The organism is Candidatus Hydrogenedentota bacterium (genome assembly GCA_016791475.1).
GTDB lineage: Bacteria > Hydrogenedentota > Hydrogenedentia > Hydrogenedentales > JAEUWI01 > JAEUWI01.
In genome coordinates this window covers 21,901-40,443 of record JAEUWI010000064.1, presented here as the reverse complement: position 1 = coordinate 40,443, position 18,543 = coordinate 21,901, and the positions used below count along the sequence as shown (strand labels likewise).

Sequence of the window (18,543 nt, the reverse complement as noted above, 5' to 3'; positions counted from 1 at the left end):
ACCCAGCCCGTTTCGGATAGATTTCCTTCGTGAGGCAACGAATACATTTCGAGTAGATTTATTGTGAGGCAATTCGCCCCCTTGATATTTCGCGCATCCCTGTGTCACCCTCTTGGCATCACCCCAAAACCCTTCTGGAGTCTATCCCCATGCCCAAGATCTTCGTCACCCGCCGCCCCCCGGAGAGCGCTGTTGTCCTGCTTCATGAGGCCTTTGGCGCGGAGAATGTATTCATCTATCCCGAGGACCGGCCTATCCCGCGAGAGGTGCTGCTGGAGGGCGTGAGGGGTGTGGACGCGATTCTATCCATGCTTACGGAAGCAATGAACGCCGAGGTCTTCGACGCCGCCGGGCCGCAGCTCCGGATCGTGGCGAACATGGCCGTGGGTTACAACAACATTGACGTTTCGGCGGCGACGGAGCGGGGCATTGCGGTGTCGAACACGCCGGATGTGCTGACGGAGACGACGGCAGACCTGACCTTTGCGCTGATCCTGGCGACGGCGCGGCGGCTCTGCGAGTCGGAGCATTTCCTCCGCTCGGGCCAGTGGGCGAGCTGGTCCCCCACGTTCATGCTGGGCATGGATGTCTATGGCAAGACCCTGGGCATTTATGGCCTCGGCCGAATCGGCAAGGCCGTGGTGCGGCGAGCGAAGGCCTTCAACATGAAGGTGCTCTATCACTCGCGGACGCAACTGCCCGCCGCGGAAGAAGTGGGCCTCGGCCTGACCTATGTGGACTTCCCCACGCTGCTGGCGGAGTCAGACATCGTCTCCCCCCATTGCCCCCTGACCGATGAAACGCGCCATGTATTCAACGCGGCCACGTTCAAGGCCATGAAGAAATCGGCCATTTTCGTGAACACGACGCGCGGTCCCGTGGTGGACGAGACGGCCCTCGCGGCGGCGCTTCACGACGGCGAAATCTTCGCCGCGGGCCTGGATGTCTACGAGGAAGAGCCCAAGATTCACCCTGATTTGCTGACGGTGAGCAATATCGTGCTCCTGCCCCATATCGGCAGCTCCACACTGGAAACGCGATCCGCCATGGCCAACCTGGCGGCGGAAAACATCATCGCGCTGCTAAAGGGAAACACGCCGCCGACCTGCGTGAATCCCGGGGTGCTGTAGGGACGTAAGGACTTAAAGGACGGAAGGGACGTAAAGGACGCAGCCAAACTGCAAGCCTGCCACCACACTCCTATCGGATGCTTTCCCCGGGTGCCACCAATATTGGGTTCGTCTCCCTCACTCCCCCAATGCCATCGTCAGTTGTGCGATCCGCCCGCGGTGAATGCGGAAAAGCCACTCATCCGCCGGTGTGTGCCAGATCCGGCGGTTGCCTTGGGCGCGGAAGTCGCGGGACTCGATGAACGCCGGGGCGGACATCTCCATGACATCCACGGTGGCGATGCGCAGGGCGTCTTCGGCTTCCTTCAAGAGCATTCTTTCGCCTTTCTTCATGTCGGGCTTCTTGCGAAATGCCTCGATGCGCTCTTTGAGCATGGCCATCGCGGCCACGTCCTCCAGGCCATCGCGGAGGGCCTCCCAGCGGACGCTCGACACAGGCATATCGCCGGGATAGACGAGGGCGTATTCGTCATTCTTGTCGGCGTTGGCCAGCCAGTGGTCGGCCTGGGTGGTGCTGAAGGTCCACATGCCGATGCCGTCGAGGCCGAAGTGCCAGGCGCGCCAGGCGTTGGCCCGGTTGTACAGCAGGGGCGACAGGGACTTCACCTGCGAAACGCATTCGTAGGACCAGACGGGCTTGTCCGAATCCAGGATGCGCTGGATGCGCGGATCGTCCACCAGCAGGCCAGTGACGAGCCGCATGTTGGGACACCACACGTCCACAAGCGGATCGATACGCTCGAAATCACGCCAGGACAGGCCGGGCACGGGGTCGGTATAGATCCGGAATTTCGGATCAGCCTCGCGGAAGAGCTCCGCCGCGTCCACATAGATGGGCACGCGCGGGCCGTAGTCCAGTCCCGGTTCGTCCACGGGATAGAGGGCATAGTCGCCGTAGTCCCAGCCAAGCGCTTTCAGGTGATCGCGGAGCTGACGGAGATAGGCTACCTTGACGGCGCGCTTGCCGTCCTCGGGGAATCCTTCGGTCCACGTGACGGGCGGCTCCGCCACCTGCAGCAACAATTGGCCACGCCCTTTCAGGCGATCCAGCTCGGCATCGAGCGCGGCCCAGTCAATCGCAAGAGCGCCATTGCCATCCGCAGTTGCCGTCGGCACCGTGGTGCGGGGAAAGACGTTGACGCCGTGATCGCCCATGCCGTCCAGCACGGCCTCGGAATGATTCGGAAACCATTGATTGGGGATGTAGTCCCAAGTACACAGGGAGAGGGGGAATTTGTCGGGCATGCGGAGAGAAGTTACGTGGATTACTAACGGGAGCGCCTTCGATTCACCCCCGCCGAGTGGCTGAATCACTATTTTTCCCAGGTAAAACCCCGGTTCGGTGTCTTTCGTGTCTGCAGTCAACCAAACTTTTGCAGCACGTTTCCCCGGAATCTGCAGCAACCCTGAATCGCCGAGTTCAACCAGCGCGTCTGCGGCCTCCTCTCCATTTACGGTCCCTACAGTCGTCTGTTCGCGCAACAACAATGTCCCGCCAAAGCGCGCTCCGTCCGAGCGGATCGGCCACTCAATCGAAGCACGGACACGTGCCGACGCGTCATCTCCACGCGCGACGACGAATGCCGCATGCCAGACTTCGCCCTGGTAGAGGACAGCGGATGTCACGACGGGGCCATCAGGCAAGTTGTCATAGTCATCTGAGAACTCGCTCGATTCTCCGCAACCGGAGGACAGGGCCGAGGCTAATTCTCTTTGAGCGCCATCTGCAAGCGTCGGATTCAAACGTGTGGGATCAAAGTCACCATAGGCGACGGATGACCACAGGGCAAGGTTGGAGACTTCGACGGGGTCCTTCTCCGATGTTCGGGGCACTGCCGTCGCTTCGCGTATGAACCATCCATTGGCTCGCTCTAAAAGTATCTTGGCTTTTGTTGACTCGTTCCGATCATGCAGCGGCATTTCAACAAAAGAGCGGGCAGTCAAAGCTCCTGATATCTCCGTAACCTGCCCCTCTTTCGCTACCGTAAGATTTACCCGAAGCAACGCGCCGTCGCTGTTGTCTACATTAAACGAGGAGACTTCTGAGCTTAGTTGTTCTGGTCTGAATCCAGCCCCAACTTTCGAATAATCCTCCCCCGCCCCATAAGGTGCCACCGGCAATCCCGGACGGAATCGATGGGCCAGCAGGACATTGCTGAAGACCAGCACGTCGCTCTCCCCCGCTTCCGCGCCGGGCACGAGTACGGGCGAGGCGTTGACCGCACCGCTGAGACGGACTTCGTCGATGAGCAGGCCCTCGGTGTTGAAGACGAGGAGCCGCTGATCGTAGGTCGCCACGAGCACATCCAGGGTGCCGTCGCCGTTCGCATCGACCACGAGGGGCCGCGCGCGGTTCTTGGTGTCGAAGATGTGGGTCCATACGTGCGTGCCATCGGGCTCGATGGCGTAGAGGTTGCCCCACACGCCGGTGCAGAGGATCAGCGGCGCTTTGTCTTTGCGCGGCAGAAAGGTGATGGAGGTATCGATTTCCCCGCCCACTTTCGCTTCCCACGCTATCTCCCCTTCGGGTGTCAACGCGAAAAGCGAGCCCGCCCGGGTGCCGCAGAGGATCAGGGTGCTTTCGGGCGTGGCAAAGACCTCCGCCTGGGAAATAATTTCGCCGCCGAGGGCGCGCTTCCACTGCACCGCGCCGGTGGTGTCCAGCGCGAAGAGCGTTTCGCCCGCCGAGGCCAACAGGAGCGTCTTGTCCGCTGGATCGGTCCAGGACTTCACCATGGCGCGGCTGTGTCCGCTCTCCAGCGCCGTGGACCACGCGACCGCGCCTTGAGCGCCCAACGCGGTGATTTTGCCGGAGGCATCCCCGATGACCACGAGCGTCTTGTCGCCCGCGTCCACCACAACGGGCACCGCGCGCGACCAGGTCGTCTCCGCGCCGAGGGCATGCTGCCAGGCCACCGCCCAGGCGCTGTCGAGCGCGACGATGTTCCCTTCCACGCTACCGAAGACGACCAAGGGTCCCTCCGGACGGACTAGCTGCACCGGCTGCGAGGTCCAGCGGCCCTCGGGCAACTGGGCGACCATGCCGTCCTGTCCGGTACCTATGGGCGTGCCATCGGCCTCCCAGAGGAGCACCTGGCCGCCGATATTGACCGATAGGACTTCCGGCGCACCGTCGTCATCGAGATCGGTCACCAGGGGCGTGGCCTCGCTTCGGTACTGGGCGGCGGGCCGGGTCCAGACGAGCTCCATGGCGGCGATGGGAAGGGTGGCCGCGAGCAACAGGAGCGCGGCGAGCATGTGGCGAACTGAAATGGGCATGGGTGGTCTCGCAAGTCGATACATCGTTCACAGTGGAACTTGAGAATTCACTCGATTGCCGACGAGGGTACACCTCGGGGCGCGGGCCTGTCCAGCGTGGCGGGCGCATGGGGCGGGCTGCTTTATTCAGCCCATAGGCCGTGTGCTACACTTCTGACGAGGATCGTTGTCTTGCTGCTGTCCTAGACAGCTTATCCGCACAATAGACGTATCGACCACAGGGGTGGATTCAATGGTGTCACGCCCAGCTCTAGTGAAGCGCCTGCGCGCGGGACTCGATCCCGTCCTGTGGCAATCGCCGCAAGGCGATTGGCGCGAGGGGCTGCTTTCCCTGCTGCTTCGGGTGATTCTTTTCCTGGCGCCCTGGGTCTATTTTCCCAGTCTCTACATGTGCTATGTCGGCGGATACGCGACCATCGCGGCAACCGATACCGCCGCAATCATCGGCTTCATCTGTCTGTACTATTTCCGGGGAATCAGTTTCACGACGAAAGCCTTCGGCTTTGCGCTCATCTGCTACATGCTCGGGACCGTTCTCCTCATATACCTGGGTCCGATCAGCCAGATTTATCTTTTTGGATTCTCCATACTCACCGGGCTCCTCCTCGGGCTGCGCGCGGGGCTCGTCGGTGTCGCCATCAACGGCGTCACCCTGCTCGTTATAGGGCTGGCCGGGGCGGCCTCGCCCAACATGGCCGCGGTGTGGGATCAGAATCCACTCTCCTGGATCGTGATCACCGCCAACTTCCTCATGATGAACGCTTTGCTCGTGATCGCGATCGGGGCCATTATCGCGGCGCTGGAAAAGGCCCTCGCCCATCAGAAGCAGGCCCGAGCCGTCGCCGAGCAGAGCGCCGCCGAACTCACCCTCGCAAACCGCGCACTGGAGAGCGAAGTCGAGGAACACCGCCACACCGAGAGCGCCCTGGCGGTCAGTCTGGAGCGCTTTCACGTGCTCTCCCGCGCCACCACCGACGCCATCTGGGACTGGGACCTCTCGGCCGATACCCTATGGTGGAACGAAGGCTTCGAGGCGCTCTTCGGCCTGTTGCCCGGCGAGGAAGCCCCCGACATCGGCGCCTGGGGAAGACGGATCCACCCGGACGACCGCAAGCGCGTGACCGAAAGCCTCCATGCCGCGGTGGCGGGGACGGGTGACCTCTGGATCGAGGAGTATCGTTTTCTCCGGAAGGACGGCGGTTACGCCCATGTGCTCGACCGGGGCCAGGTGATTCGCGGCGAGGGCGGCGGCCCGCTCCGCATGATCGGGGGCATGAGCGACCTGACCGAACGCAAGAAGCTGGAGGAGCAGTTTCTGCGCGCCCAGCGAATGGAAAGCATCGGCACCCTGGCCGGGGGCATCGCCCACGATCTCAACAACGTGCTGACGCCCATCCTCATGGCCACGGAAATGCTCCCGGAGCACGTGCGGGATGCCGAAGGGCACGCCATGCTGGACATGGTGCGCGCAAGCGCCCAGCGCGGGGCCGATCTTGTTCAGCAGGTGCTCGGCTTTGCCCGCGGCATCGAAGGCGTGCGCCGCTCCGTAGCCCCCGCCGAAATCGCCCGCGACTTCCGCAAAGTGCTTCAGGACACCTTTCCGCGAAACATCGTTCTCGATCTCATCGCCCCGGAGGATGTCTGGTCAATTCACGCGGACCCGACCCAGATCCACCAGGTGTTGATGAACCTCTGCGTCAACGCCCGCGACGCCATGCCCAGAGGCGGGCGATTGACCGTGACGCTGGAGAACACGGTGGTGGACGATGTTTTCTCCGGGATGAATCTGCGGGCGACACCCGGGCCCTACGTCAAGATCGGTGTGCGAGATACGGGCGAGGGCATGTCGGAGGAGACGCGGGAGAAAATCTTCGAGCCGTTCTTCACCACCAAAGAAGTGGGCAAGGGCACGGGCCTCGGCCTCTCCACCACCTTCTCCATCGTGCGGGACCACGGCGGATTTATCGATCTGTACAGTGAGGTCGGCCGGGGCACCCAGTTCTGGATTTACTTTCCAGCCGACAGCGCCGAATTTCCAGAGTCTTCCGCCCAGGTCCTCCCCACCCTGCCCCGAGGCAACGGCGAGCGCGTCCTTCTGGTGGATGACGAGGAATCCATTCGGGACGCCACTGGAAAAGCGCTCGAACTCTTTGGCTATGAGGTCGTGACCGCAAGCAATGGCGCAGAAGCCGTGTCGCTCTTTGTCCGGCACCGGGCCAGCATCGATGTGGTGCTGACCGATATGAGCATGCCGGTGATGGACGGCCCCGCGATGATTGCGGCGTTGAGGACGATTGCCCCCAACGTCCGCGTGGTCGCTTCAAGCGGTCTGAGCGACAATGGCAAGTACGCCTCCGTCTCGGGCACCTCCATCGTACGCTTTGTGCCGAAACCGTACACTGCGGAGGCCATACTGCAAACCCTGCGTGAAGTGCTCGACGCCGATCCGTCCGAAGGAGAACACGCGCCCTCATCCTGACTGGGCGCCCGGACTGAGGCCGGTGTTGTCGATGCTCTGACAGCATCGGGGCCTGCTGCGGTACCGCTTCCGTCCTCCTCACGCGCCAAGCGTATACGTCATGCCCTTTTCCGTGCTGAAAACGACATATACGCCATCGCCCTCCACCCCCACTTCCCCACCGGTCTCCACGCAGATCACCTTCGCATCCTTCCCCGGCCATGGATTCGCCAACCGACACGTGTTTCCCACGAGCGACTGGACGGTAACACGTTCCACGCCCGACTTCGTTCGGGTCGCGCTCACCACAAAGGCTCCCTGCGCACCAAGATTTTCGAAGCCGCCCTCGAAGTCGTCGGGCACTGTCGGAAAGACCCGGATGACGCCCGTATGGGATTGGAGCACGTTGTCGATGCCGAGGCCGTCTTCGGGTTTGTAGATTCCGAGGCGGCGGCGCACGGTGGTGAGGTAGCCCTGATGGGGCTGCCATACGTTGATCTTCTCCAGGGTGCGTTTGGCGAGTTCGATTTGGTCGGGGGGTGAATCGAGGCCAATGTCGTCGCCCCAGAAGACGGACGTGAGGGGCACGGCGATGTTGAACTCCATGGGTGGCGCCCCGGCCACGTCGGTGAAGATTGATCCGTCGGGCGTGTCGATGGTCGGGTAGGGCGGCATCTTTTCCGCGATTGCCCGCCAGCGGGCGGGCTCTTCCCCATTTTCGCCAAGCAGCCCTGCGGCCTCGGCGGCGGCACGGAGATGATAGCGTATAAGGGTGATGCCGGACTGGCTGTCCTTGTTAAACTCGAGGTTCGCTGTGATGCCCCGGTGCTCCGGGGAGACCGTCGGAAACACGTGGTAGAGGCCGTCCTCCTCCAGCTTGAGGTACTCCGCGTAGAAACGGGCCCCCTCCCGCAGGACGGGCCAGACCCGGTCCCGAAGGAAATCCCGATCACCCGTGTAGCGGTAGCGCAACCAGAAGGGCCGCGCGAGGAGCGCGGTAATCTCCACGCTCTGTTCCCAAGTCATGTGGGTGTGTATGACCGTTTCGGCCTTGAGGGGGTAGTGAACCAACGGATACATGGCGCCATCGCAGCCGTAGACCGCGCGGGCGTTGGCCTGGGCCATGGGAAGCATGGTGAAAATCATGTCGTAGTAGGGCGCCAGGGAATCAAACTGGCGCAGCGTACAGGGTCCCGTGGCGTCGATCTCGTTGAAATGGAAGTCCGCGTGCCAGCGCCCCGAATCCTGAAAACAGAATTTGGTGCTGTCCACCGAGCAAAGCGCCACATCGCCGTAGTAACCCGCGGGCCGCACGGTATAGGGCACGCCCCCCCACGCCTGATCGATGCTGAGCCTGCCATCGGCGGACCAGGCGCGGGCGCGGGGGCGCTGTTCGTATTCGGCCAGTTTGGCGGCGTGTTCGACCCAGAGCGCGTCGGCCCCCTCGTAAGCGCACTCTTTCAGCGTCTTTCGCGCATAACCCAGCGCATTGGGCGAGTCCTGGGTGGTTGCAACGGTCGCATAGGCCGTAAACACGCCGTCCAGTTGTGATGGCGTCAAGGTCGCCGCCGCGCCGGGCGATTGATTGATGGGCGTGAAACGTTTGAACGTGCCGTGGTCCAGACGGCCCTCCTTTTCCGCCACCATGGGCGTACCCAGACCCGCGGTGTTTTCCTGGAGGGCGACGGTCGACGGGGCACCCTCCACCCGGAGGGCCAGCACACTCTGGAAGCCCTCGGAGAAGGTCAGCTCGCCGGGAAAATCCTGCGCCACCCACGCCACGCCGTCGTCGTTTCCGGCACGGGGCGCGGCAAGGGGCTCAAAGTCCGTGGGGGAATTCTTTTCACTGCCCAGCGTGGGGTGCAGTTCGCCGCCCGGCACGATGGTGTCCTGGTGACGCCAGAGGCGAAACGACACATCGCCCGGCGACAACCCGGCGGCCTCGCCCTCCATCACGATAACGTTGCGCGTGGCGCTGACGAAGATGCGCAGGCGTAGTTTTTTTGCGCCATGCTCCGCCGTCAGGGTGGACGCCCCATTCGCCTTTTCCACGTGGAGCGCGCCGCCCCCTTCGACAAAGGGCACCCGCACGATCAACTGGCCCGCGGGCTTGGGACAGGGAAAGTCGTAGTGGCTGTATGCCGTGTAGTAGGCCGCGCCATTGAGGATGCTCTTGTCGCCCGCCAGGGCCCGTTTCGTGATTTCGTCCATGGTGATCACGGGTTGTTCTTTCGGAAGTCGCCGATCCCAGATGTCACTCTTACCAATGCTGAGCGTCGGCGCGGTGTCGGGCCCCCATAGGATCACGCCCAGGTCGTCATTCTGAAGGCGGTGATCACCGGGCTCCAGGCCCAGGGTGGACTGGGCGCTGGCCGGGAGAACGACCAGGGCCGCGAAGACGAAAGAGAGGATTGTGAATCGCACGGAAAACTCCTTGGGTTGGTGGACCATGCTAGCCTGCGGGCATGGCGCCATTCCAGCAGGCTTTTCGCCACGCCCGCCGCCTTGCAACAGGCGCTTCAAATCGGTAGTCTACGGGGGAACCGCGGGTGCCCCATGAAGAGTCCGGCATCCGCCTTGCAGTACCTTCGTCACGGGAGAACGACACTATCATGGAATGGCTTATTGCCCAGTTTGGCTGGATCGACAGTACCCAGGCCTGGATTGCGCTGGGTACGCTCGCAGCACTGGAAATCGTGCTGGGCATCGACAACATCATCTTCATCTCGATCCTGGTGGGCAAACTGCCCGAGAAACAGCGCAATTTCGCCCGAAACACGGGGCTGGGCCTCGCCATGGTGATGCGGCTCCTGCTGGTCTTCTCCATCGCGTGGGTCGTGGGCCTCGTGGAGCCCTGGTTTACCGTTCTGGGCCAGGAAATATCCGGACGTGACTTCATACTCATTGGCGGCGGCCTGTTTCTGCTGGCCAAGGCGACCCACGAGATCCATCACAGCCTTGAGGGCGTGGAGGGGCATGGCGCCGCCTCTGCGCCGCGCAGCGTGGGCTCGGTTCTCGCCCAGATTGCGGTCCTCGATCTCGTCTTTTCACTCGACTCGGTCATCACCGCCGTGGGCCTCGTGGAGCACGTCTCCATTATGGTCGTGGCCATTATCCTGTCGGTCGGTGTCATGCTCTTCGCGGCGAAGGGAATCAGCGAATTTGTCGATGCCCATCCGACCATCAAGATTCTCGCGCTCTCTTTCCTCATCCTCGTGGGTGTGACGCTCATGGTGGAAGGCTTCGACGTGCACGTGCCCAAGGGCTACATCTACTTCGCCATGGCCTTCTCCGTGGCGGTGGAAATGCTCAACATCAAGATGCGCAAACGCCAGGCGGACAAGGTCCACCTGCACAAGAAGCTCTAACCGGTAGGACGCCGCATCATGTCGAAGAAAAACAAAGCCCCCGAGACCCCGGTGGAGGCTGAAGCACCCGTCGAACGCGCGTCATCGCTGCCCTGGGCTGTCGGAATCGGAACGGTGGTCGTGGTGCTCGGCGGATTCGCCGCAGCGGTGGCGGTAATTCAAGGAGGCTCCCGAGAGCCCATCCGCCTTCCAGAAGAAGAGCTGAAGCCAGCCTCCGCCGCGAAGCCCGAGCCCGCGCCGTGGACCTATGATTCCGTCACGGACCAACACTGGGATCCCACCCACAAGCACTGGCACAAGGGTCACCCGCCCAACCAGAACGCGCCTGCGCCCAAGCCGATACCGAATATCCCCAATCCCGAACCGTGGCAATACGACGAAGCGACGGACCAGCACTTCAATCCGGAGCCCGGTCACAACCACTGGCACGGCGGGAAGCCTCCGGCGAACTCGGCCGCGCCCCTGAACCCCGCACCGCCCTCGGAAGCGCCGGCCCCCGCGCCGGCCGCAGACGCCGCGCCCGAAACTGCGCCCGTCGCCGTCGAGGAAGCCGTGGAAGTCCCCTCGGAACCCGCACAGGTTCCAGAGACAACGCCCGCGCCGTAGTCCGAATTGTTTAGCCCCCAGAGTACGCAAAGAGCACAAAGAAGTCGATTCTTTGTGCTCTTTCCATGTTTCATGCGGATGGACTATTTCGCGGTGATCTTTGCCCGTTCCTCGTCCGTGTATCGGCTTCCGGTGGAAGGCTCGGCCTTCCACGACTGGACGAACTTGCTGGGCTTCGGCGTTTGCACCGGAATCAAGAGAAACTCCCTCCCGGCGTCGTCCTTTTCAATGAGCCCACCGGAGCGCAGCACGGCCTGACGCGCCAGTTTTTCGCAGGCCTCCAGGAGGGTCGTGAAGGTGTAGGCCGTATACTTGAATGGGGTGTCGGTCTGAAGCGCGGACGTGAACTTCTCCGGCAACTTGGCCCGGCCCATGGTCGTCGCAAGCACGCCGGCGGCGCTGGCCGGGTTGCAGTCCGAGTCCTGGCCGCAACGCATGGAAATGATGATAGTCTGGTCCAGATCACCCTTACCATAGAGCAGTCCCAGAACGGCATAGGCGCCGTTCAGCTTGGCGTCGATGTTTCCCTTTTCGCTCGCCTTGCAAACAAAGCGTCGTCCCTCGGGCGATTCATGATACTTGGCCTGGAGCAGGCGCCATACCTTCTGCCAGTCGTCCGGATGTTCCTTATGCCAGGCGACCGTGTCGCGGATGCACTCGGCGTACTGACTCTCCGCCGGGATACAGCGCAGGCCCGCCTCGATGATCTTTTGGATATCACGCTCGATAAAGGCCTCGGCGTACATGCCGCTCATGAACTGCCCGCCGTAGATGCCGTCGCCGTAGTTCATGATGCAGCCAAACTTCTCGCCCATCTCGATACCCAGATTCGGCATCCCCGGCCCGATAAGCCCCGCGAAGTCGGCTTCGATCTGATAATCAATATCGTCCGCGTGCTTCGTAAACTCGGGGTGACCCGAATCCGGCGGCGCTATGCCCTGACGCAAGTTGCCCCGGGCGTGGCCGTTGGCGTGCCAGAGCTGGTACTCACTGTTGGCAAAGTCTATCCCCGCCTGGCGGCTCGTCACATCGAAGCCGTAGTCCTCCAGGGACTTCATAAAGGTCATCTCCACATAGAGGTCGTCCTGATCGAACTGATTGATCGTTTCCGGCGTCCACGCCGGCACTTTGTCTTCCGGGATGATTGCACTCAAGTACTCGAATTCCGTGGGAAAGCCCCAGCCGACCCCGGCCATCTGCCCCAGCCAGGCCCCGGCCATCTTGTCGCGATAGTCTTCGATCGAAATGCGGCGAAAATCTTCGGCAAACACTGAGACTGTGAACTGGCCCGCAGTGAACACACAGACCATTAGGACTCGGAGGAGAAGAGAGGGGGGATTCGGTTTTGTCATAATCAACTTCCTATCGTGATGGCAGTCCACATCCACGTAAATGGATGGACCTCATGTCTTTCTGACTTAGTCTCTTGGCGTGGCTGAGCGAATCGGCTCTACAGGAACAAGTTTGTGAAGTGGAGACTTACAGCGCCCTCCAAGGGAATCAAAGCATTCCTTGGACTCGATTCGATCTAGCTGTATTGAGAGAAATCGGTTCTTCTCCGCCTTGACTGTCATGATGCAAAGCTCGACATCCTCGCCGGAGCGGGAGTCTACAGTTGCAACATATCCATTGAAGACAATTTCGAGCAGTGCGTCGGCTCTATCAGCCTCGAACAGTTCATGTAGAGTGCGGAGAGCGATCTCATATGCCGCTTTCGAGAATGCCTTATTGCGATGCGCTTGACCAATTTCCTTCTCGACGAACTCATCTTTGGATTGGATATACCTTATTTCACAGCATGTCGGGAGTGCCTCGGGCGCTGGAATTTGATAGTCGACAACCAAGAGCTTATCATCGACCTCGTACAATAGCTCATAGGCCTGCGGAAAATAATCTGGATACTTCGAGTTGCCAAGTACCAACTCGCAGTAGTCCTGAACCACCCTGGAGTCGCCCGCGAAGTATCTATTTCGCTTCGCATCTACGTAGTCGCTCCGAACCTGCCAACGTTGACTATAAACTTCTCGCCGTCGTTCCCACGCATCAAGTTCGGAACGATATTGAGATTCGAGGCGATGAACCAGCTGGAGATGCTCATTTCGTCGAGACTCGTACTCGCTGTAAATACTTCTGGCAATGGACTCCCAACGTGCGTGATCCGCCAGATATAGCGTTTCCGCCTCAGCAAGCCTCTTCGCGTGAATGGACTTGAAAAGCTTTCCGAGCAGGTCCGGTCGAACCTCATATTTTGCATCATCTCGCCGATGCTTTCTCGGAAGCTCGGGCTCGATGGGTGGTGTTGGAAGCTGCGGCTCCTCGGGTCGCGGCTCGGGATATGACTTCGGTCCCTTAAGCGAAGCCCAATCGATAGTGTCATCAACGCCCAATGTGTATATTAGGATACCGTCCAATTCGGCCAACAAAGCCTGCGCCTCTTCCGTCTGCTCTGAGGCAAGTTTCTTTTTTTCTGCAATTGCATTTGCTCTTGACTGCCTCGCGGAACGTTCCTGCTCGAGAATCTGACTTCGCTCCCAGATCTCATTCCATTGGCGCATCTTGGCGCAAGCTTTTTGCTCGACGTCTTCTTGACTATCTCCCTTAATGACTTGGAATTTGTTAATTCCTTCATGAGATATCTCGATTGAGTACTTTGGAATGCCTCGCACGGTGTGCGTAACCTGAACCTCGCCGAACTCGCTGGTCAATACATAGTCGTCTGGAATCGAAATCGCAGACCGCCGAATTGACTTACTATTTCCATGATAATTGAGCATGGAAATTCCCGTGCCGGGTATACCTAGACTTGTATATGTGCCCCGGCTATTCACCCCAATCCGTGCCCCCTTGACGCCAGCACTGAGGCCAATGCCTGACTTGCTAAAGCTCATTCGTACTCCCGGGGCTATTCTAATAGACTTTCGGAATCTGAACGCCATCGGTTTCGTCTCCTGCCTGTGCCGCGATTATGTTAGTCGTATTCTTGTCACAAAGTGGAGCGGTATTCGGTACTCTCCCAATTCTGACTGGACTGGCACACAAGGTTATCAGATTGTTGTCCGACTCTCAACGAGATTGTGTATCCGGTCTGTTCTGGTGTATGTGCTGGAGGCTCGTGGATCTGGCGAGAGCGAGTGGGACCAATTCGCGTGGATTCCGGAACGCGTCGACTCAACAAACGACGAAACTAGGACGTTCAACATGCTCACTTCCGTGAAATTCCGTGCCTTTCCGTAGTCAGTCCTCTTCTCGCGCCCGCGTATTGTAATTTGCACTGAATTCCCGGATACTGAACCTCGAAATTCAACTTTGTAAGGTTCTTATGTTCAAGTGGTATACGTTAAAGGTGCCCTCTGAAATACAGTCCATTCCTGATTCAACCCGCGTCCCAGAACTCTTTTCTCTCTCCGAGACTCCGTGGCTCGTGGCCCAATACTTTAGTTTCGGACAACCAATTCCAGGCGTGTTCAGACCTATTGAAAATTACAAATCCAATGCACTGTATGGACTCTGATACGAACGCCTTGGGCTGGCCTCAACGGTATCGCCACCGCGATAGCTACAAATCCTTTTTACGTCGACACTTCCATATGCTACCGTAAAGCAGACACACCCACATGGATCGACAAATCAATGGGATCAACCCGCGAGGGAATGCATCATGAATCCCGCAACCCAATTTCAGCACGAGAACGTTGCCCACGCGACGGCCCCCACCACCTGGCGGGATGCCCCCTGGCAGATCTGGGTGGTCGTAACCGTGCTCGGGCTGGAAGGGCTTCTGGGAAACTTGCCGGCCATCGCCCATAACCTCGTCGCCCTGTGGTGGCTGGCCGCCAAGGTACTCTTCATTACCGGCCTGCTCAACCGATGGCGCTGGGTATTCGTCCTGAATATCGTTGTGGGAATTCTTCACGTGCTGGCCTTCAGCACCGGCGCCCCCTTCATCGCATTTCTCAATCTCGTGCTGGTTCTGCTCGTGGCATCGGCCATGCGCTTCTATTTTCCCAGAGAAAGCCCACTTCCTCCCAGCAGCGGCTGGGATGGGCAACCTCCCGAGTTACCGGGCGCAACGCAACACGGACAGGACTCTTGACGATGCGTCGAGCCCACGCCTTTCTGTCTGCATTTGCCGTCACGCTGATGCCGTGCGTATTCGCCGTCGCATCCCCTTTGGCGGACCCCATCACCAACAGCGTGGGAATGAAACTTCAACCTGTCCCTCCCGGCTCCTTCATCATGGGCTCGCCCGAACACGAAAAGGATCGCAAGCCAACGGAGACTGAGCGAAGGATCACAATCAGCCGCGAATTCTACATCGGTGTTTATGAGGTCACGCAGGCCGAGTACGAGGCGGTCATGGGGCACAATCCCGCCAGGGAAAAGGGGGCGACGCTGCCGGTGGACCACGTAACCTGGCACGATGCGGTGGCCTTCTGCGACAAGCTCACCGCTCAAGAGTCCGGCATGCGCTACCGCCTCCCCACCGAGGCCGAATGGGAGTACACCTGCCGCGCGGGAACCGCAACGCGCTACTATTGGGGCGACGATCCCGAGCTTGCATCTATAGGCGACCACGCCTTCTACAAGGCAAACAGCGGCGGCAAGACCCACATTGTCGGGCAGAAAAAGCCCAATCCGTGGGGCCTTCACGACATGAATGGCAATGTGTGGGAGTGGTGCCAGGATTGGATGGGGCCCTACGTCCCGGAGGAGACGAAGGACCCCCAAGGTCCGGCGGCGGGCGAAGGCAAGGTGTGTCGCGGGGGTTGCTGGGCCTACGAAGCTTCCCGGTGCCGCTCGGCCGAGCGCAACGACGCGCCCGCCGATTCGGCGCATGTAAACCTGGGCTTTCGTGTCGTCGCGGAAGCGCGCCGATGAGGGTTTTCCCGCCGCGCTCCTTCCATTGCCCTTCTTGTCAGCGAACCGGCGTGACGTCGCTCCAGGTCCCGCCCCGATAGACCATCTCGCGTTCTTCGCCGTTGCGCATAACCGAGAAACGCTTCTCTTCCGAGTCGACGCGTTTGATGACGCTGAGCCATTCCGTTCCGGTCATTATCCAGCTCGTCGAGCGCGCCGGATCGGTGTAGATATCGAGGAATCCGTCCATATCCCAGTCTTTATAATCCGAGTATCGGGCACCCTTCTCCCCGGTGTTGCTGAACTGAACCCCGTCAAAGACGCCATTCTTGTCCGTATCGATGACGGCAAGCATGAAGCCGTCTTTCGCCTCCCCTTCCGGGCGGATTTCGACCTTGCAGACATCAAAAACGCCGTCGGAATCGGCGTCGGTAAGGCCGCAATCGATGGTCGTGTCCTTGTAGGGATTCATGGTCATCATCCACCCTTCGGGCGTCCCATCTTCGCCTTTGTCTATCAGGCTCTCACGGGCGGTTGAAGGGCCCGGCCAGGAATGCAGCGTGGTGCCATTCTTGTGAACGGTGCCATAAAAGTTGCCGCCCGAGTACACCAGCATGGCGCCGATTCCGATGGCGACTCCCGCCCCGAGGAAGCTCCATTCTCTTTTGGTTGGTTGACCCAAAACACTCATGTGAAGAATCTCCGGTAATGGAACTGAACTTCGTAGAATAATACAGACTTTGAGAACGGGTCAGGGCGAACCCCAGGACCCGGGGCGGAACCCGGCGGAACCTTCAGCAGCGCACGACGGCAACACGGGGCGCTATCCGCTCCACCTCCGCCTGGGTTACGTGCCCGATGTCCCAGCGCATGGCGTTGACCGTTCCCGCGCTGACGCCCAGCACGGCACACTGCTCCAGGGGCCACTGGCGCAACAGGCCCACCGCCATGCCCGCGACCAGACAATCCCCGGACCCTACGGCGTTGACCTCTTCAATCGGGGGCGGCTTCACATGAAGGCGCTCAAGACCGTCCGACACAAGGACGCCTTCCGCGCCGAGGGACAAGACGACCAGGCTGACGCCCTTCCCGTGGAACCAGTCAATGGCGCGCCAACGGGCCGCTTCGGAATCCAGCGCGTAGCCCACCAGTTCCGCCGCTTCAACGTCGTTGGGCTTGACCATATACGGGGCGGCCTCCAGCCCGAGGGCAAGTTCCGGGCCGTGGGTATCCAGGATGACAGTCACGCCCTGCGCTCGCGCGAGGGAGATGAGGGTGCGGTAGACGTCCTGAAGGGTCGGGTCCGGCACCGTGCCGTTGAGCGTAAGTATACCCGTCGCCCCGAGTCGCGAGCGCACTTCGTCTATGAGGCGCTCCTTCTCCGCTCCGCCGACGCGCGGCCCCGGCTCAAACAGGGGCGTCTGCCGGTGCGGGCCTTCCTCGAGCACCGTAGTGATGGTGCGGGTATTTTCGGCAATCCAGACCGGATGACATTCCAATCCATCCTGTCCGGTAATCATGTCCACCACGTGCTGTCCAGGGGCACCACCCACAAGCACCACCGAAGCGCTCTGTTCTCCCAGGGCTTTCACGGCCCTCGCCACGTTGTTCCCCTTCCCGCCGGGTATGGTCGTGACGCGGTGGCATACGTTTTTCCTGCCCACCGCCATGGCTTCGAGAAAAACCGTCTTGTCCACGCAGGGATTCGGTGTTACCGTGAGAATCATCGTCGTTCGTTCCGATCGGTGTTCCCGCTAGAAACTGCTCTCAAAACGCGACAGCGCGCAGCCCGCCGCGCCGAGCACGCCGGAATCCGAACCCAGACCCGCCAGGACAATCTCGCAGCGCTTGGCCGGCACTTCAAAAGAATTCTCGAAAGCCACCTTCCGAATCGGGTTCAACAACAGGTCGCCGGCGGCAATCATGCCGCCGCAAAGCACCACCTTCTCGGGATTCTGATAATTGATGATGCTCGAAATACCGAGTCCGAGCCAGGTGGCCGTCTCTTCGATTACCCAGAGGGCGAACTCGTCGCCATCGGCGGCCGCCTGACTAATCATTTTGCCCGTCAGGCCGCCGAAGGAATCACCGCACATCTCCCGAAGAACCGACTTGCGGCCCGTTGAAAGCCCCTCGATCGCCGTGCGAACCATCCCCGTCACCGACCCATAGGTCTCCAGACAGCCATGGCTGCCGCAACCACAGGGACGGCCGTTCCGCTGCATCTTCAAGTGCCCCAGTTCCGCCGCCGTGCCGTCTTCGCCGCGCAGGAGCATGCCAAACATCACCACACCGCCCCCGACGCCGGTGCCCAGGGTGAGCAGGGCCATATTCTGAGTGCCCTGCCCGGCACCGAGCCAGAACTCGCCGTAGCAGGCCACATTCGCATCGTTTTCCACGTAGCACGGGACATTGAGACGGGAGCGCATGATCTCCGCCAGGGGAACATTCTTCCAGCCGGGCAGATTGGGAGGACTGAAGACCACGCCGGAGCGCCAGTCCATGGGACCGGGCGCGCCGATACCCACAGCCATCACCTGTTCGGGCGAAAGGTCGGACTGGGCCAGAAGATCGCGGACACTGGACTCGATGGCCTCGATAACCGCCTCCGGACCGCCCTCGGCGTTGGTCGGGCGCGAATCCTTGGCCAGGACCTGCTTGTCCCAGGACACCATGGCCGTTTTTACGTTCGTTCCGCCGAGATCCACACCGACGATGACTCTACTGCTCATAAAACCCCATCCTCCACGGGCGCCAAGCCCGAAATGTAGTAGACTATATTCTTAGAACGGACCGATTCAGTGTCGCTCGAAACGGTCGCGGGGGCATTTGGACCCCGGCGGCC

13 protein-coding genes are annotated in these 18,543 nt (G+C 60.7%); 6 read left to right on the top strand and 7 right to left on the bottom strand.

The annotated features are described in order from the left end of the window. The first annotated feature begins 149 nt into the window (after positions 1 to 149). Positions 150 to 1,130: a D-glycerate dehydrogenase gene (locus tag JNK74_24300; protein MBL7649312.1), complete on the top strand. Its 981-nt coding sequence runs from the start codon at positions 150 to 152 to the stop codon at positions 1,128 to 1,130. A 117-nt stretch (positions 1,131 to 1,247) separates the two neighbouring features. On the opposite strand, the gene JNK74_24295 is transcribed toward JNK74_24300, so the two are convergent. Further along, positions 1,248 to 4,409: a DUF4091 domain-containing protein gene (locus JNK74_24295; protein ID MBL7649311.1), complete on the bottom strand. Its 3,162-nt coding sequence runs from the start codon at positions 4,407 to 4,409 to the stop codon at positions 1,248 to 1,250. 232 nt (positions 4,410 to 4,641) lie between these two features. On the opposite strand from JNK74_24295, the gene JNK74_24290 reads away from it, so the two are divergent. After that, complete coding sequence (locus JNK74_24290; GenBank protein MBL7649310.1) at positions 4,642 to 6,888, top strand: response regulator; 2,247 nt, start codon at positions 4,642 to 4,644, stop codon at positions 6,886 to 6,888. A gap of 78 nt (positions 6,889 to 6,966) precedes the next feature. Here JNK74_24290 and JNK74_24285 read toward each other — a convergent pair whose 3' ends face one another. Then, positions 6,967 to 9,291, bottom strand: coding sequence for a hypothetical protein (locus tag JNK74_24285; GenBank protein ID MBL7649309.1), 2,325 nt, complete (start codon positions 9,289 to 9,291; stop codon positions 6,967 to 6,969). Between the two features lie 188 nt (positions 9,292 to 9,479). On the opposite strand from JNK74_24285, the gene JNK74_24280 reads away from it, so the two are divergent. Together JNK74_24280 and JNK74_24275 are read left to right on the top strand one after the other, a co-directional pair. Continuing rightward, the gene (locus tag JNK74_24280) at positions 9,480 to 10,235 is read left to right on the top strand and encodes a TerC family protein (GenBank protein ID MBL7649308.1); all 756 of its coding nucleotides are present in this window, start codon (positions 9,480 to 9,482) and stop codon (positions 10,233 to 10,235) included. 18 nt (positions 10,236 to 10,253) lie between these two features. Beyond that, the gene (locus tag JNK74_24275) at positions 10,254 to 10,841 is read left to right on the top strand and encodes a hypothetical protein (GenBank protein ID MBL7649307.1); all 588 of its coding nucleotides are present in this window, start codon (positions 10,254 to 10,256) and stop codon (positions 10,839 to 10,841) included. Positions 10,842 to 10,924: 83 nt separating this feature from the next. Here the strand turns inward: JNK74_24275 and JNK74_24270 are convergent, their stop codons facing one another. Together JNK74_24270 and JNK74_24265 are read right to left on the bottom strand one after the other, a co-directional pair. Further along, on the bottom strand, positions 10,925 to 12,193 hold the full coding sequence (locus JNK74_24270) for an ADP-ribosylglycohydrolase family protein (protein ID MBL7649306.1): 1,269 nt from the start codon (positions 12,191 to 12,193) through the stop codon (positions 10,925 to 10,927). Between the two features lie 66 nt (positions 12,194 to 12,259). Beyond that, complete coding sequence (locus JNK74_24265; GenBank protein ID MBL7649305.1) at positions 12,260 to 13,777, bottom strand: DUF4236 domain-containing protein; 1,518 nt, start codon at positions 13,775 to 13,777, stop codon at positions 12,260 to 12,262. Positions 13,778 to 14,499: 722 nt separating this feature from the next. On the opposite strand from JNK74_24265, the gene JNK74_24260 reads away from it, so the two are divergent. Together JNK74_24260 and JNK74_24255 are read left to right on the top strand one after the other, a co-directional pair. Then, positions 14,500 to 14,934, top strand: coding sequence for a hypothetical protein (locus JNK74_24260; protein ID MBL7649304.1), 435 nt, complete (start codon positions 14,500 to 14,502; stop codon positions 14,932 to 14,934). A 2-nt stretch (positions 14,935 to 14,936) separates the two neighbouring features. After that, a complete protein-coding gene (locus JNK74_24255; GenBank protein ID MBL7649303.1) occupies positions 14,937 to 15,719 on the top strand; it encodes a formylglycine-generating enzyme family protein in 783 nt (260 codons plus the stop codon). A 37-nt stretch (positions 15,720 to 15,756) separates the two neighbouring features. Here JNK74_24255 and JNK74_24250 read toward each other — a convergent pair whose 3' ends face one another. The 3 genes from JNK74_24250 to JNK74_24240 form a co-directional block, all read right to left on the bottom strand. Next, positions 15,757 to 16,389 carry a hypothetical protein gene (locus tag JNK74_24250; protein ID MBL7649302.1) on the bottom strand — a complete coding sequence of 211 codons (633 nt, stop codon included), beginning with the start codon at positions 16,387 to 16,389 and terminating at the stop codon, positions 15,757 to 15,759. Between the two features lie 103 nt (positions 16,390 to 16,492). Continuing rightward, entirely contained in the window at positions 16,493 to 17,425 is a 933-nt protein-coding gene (locus JNK74_24245) for a 1-phosphofructokinase family hexose kinase (GenBank protein MBL7649301.1), read from the bottom strand. Between the two features lie 27 nt (positions 17,426 to 17,452). Further along, on the bottom strand, positions 17,453 to 18,430 hold the full coding sequence (locus JNK74_24240) for an ROK family glucokinase (protein MBL7649300.1): 978 nt from the start codon (positions 18,428 to 18,430) through the stop codon (positions 17,453 to 17,455). Between the last annotated feature and the right edge of the window lie 113 nt (positions 18,431 to 18,543).

Coding starts and splice junctions, on each gene's coding strand:
- JNK74_24300 (MBL7649312.1), top strand. CDS start 150: ATGCCCAAGATCTTCGTCACCCGCCGCCCCCCGGAGAGCGCTGTTGTC.
- JNK74_24295 (MBL7649311.1), bottom strand. CDS start 4,409: ATGCCCATTTCAGTTCGCCACATGCTCGCCGCGCTCCTGTTGCTCGCG.
- JNK74_24290 (MBL7649310.1), top strand. CDS start 4,642: ATGGTGTCACGCCCAGCTCTAGTGAAGCGCCTGCGCGCGGGACTCGAT.
- JNK74_24280 (MBL7649308.1), top strand. CDS start 9,480: ATGGAATGGCTTATTGCCCAGTTTGGCTGGATCGACAGTACCCAGGCC.
- JNK74_24275 (MBL7649307.1), top strand. CDS start 10,254: ATGTCGAAGAAAAACAAAGCCCCCGAGACCCCGGTGGAGGCTGAAGCA.
- JNK74_24270 (MBL7649306.1), bottom strand. CDS start 12,193: ATGACAAAACCGAATCCCCCCTCTCTTCTCCTCCGAGTCCTAATGGTC.
- JNK74_24265 (MBL7649305.1), bottom strand. CDS start 13,777: ATGGCGTTCAGATTCCGAAAGTCTATTAGAATAGCCCCGGGAGTACGA.
- JNK74_24260 (MBL7649304.1), top strand. CDS start 14,500: ATGAATCCCGCAACCCAATTTCAGCACGAGAACGTTGCCCACGCGACG.
- JNK74_24255 (MBL7649303.1), top strand. CDS start 14,937: ATGCGTCGAGCCCACGCCTTTCTGTCTGCATTTGCCGTCACGCTGATG.
- JNK74_24250 (MBL7649302.1), bottom strand. CDS start 16,389: ATGAGTGTTTTGGGTCAACCAACCAAAAGAGAATGGAGCTTCCTCGGG.
- JNK74_24245 (MBL7649301.1), bottom strand. CDS start 17,425: ATGATTCTCACGGTAACACCGAATCCCTGCGTGGACAAGACGGTTTTT.
- JNK74_24240 (MBL7649300.1), bottom strand. CDS start 18,430: ATGAGCAGTAGAGTCATCGTCGGTGTGGATCTCGGCGGAACGAACGTA.